The sequence below is a fragment of the Salinimicrobium oceani genome (assembly GCF_012037645.1).
The window spans coordinates 1-255 of the sequence record NZ_JAAVJR010001733.1 but is presented as its reverse complement, the minus strand read 5'-3'; the positions used below and the strand labels follow the sequence as shown (position 1 = coordinate 255).

Here is a 255-nt window from a genome sequence, read left to right as displayed (position 1 = left end):
CATCTAAGTACCCGGAGGAGAAGAAAACAATAGTGATTGCGCTAGTAGTGGCGAGCGAACGCGCATTAGCCCAAACCATGTAGCTTACGGGCTGCATGGGGTTGTAGGACCACGACATTGGTTGTGTAATGAACTAGAACGCTTTGGAAAGAGCGGCCATAGACGGTGATAGCCCGGTATAGGTAAAGATCATAAACCATAGTGGTATCCTGAGTAGTGCGGGGCACGAGAAACCCTGTATGAATTTGGCGGGAC

1 rRNA gene is annotated in these 255 nt (G+C 49.8%); it reads left to right on the top strand.

The annotated features are described in order from the left end of the window. Window positions 1-255 (top strand): 23S ribosomal RNA (locus tag HC175_RS24915); the annotation flags it as partial.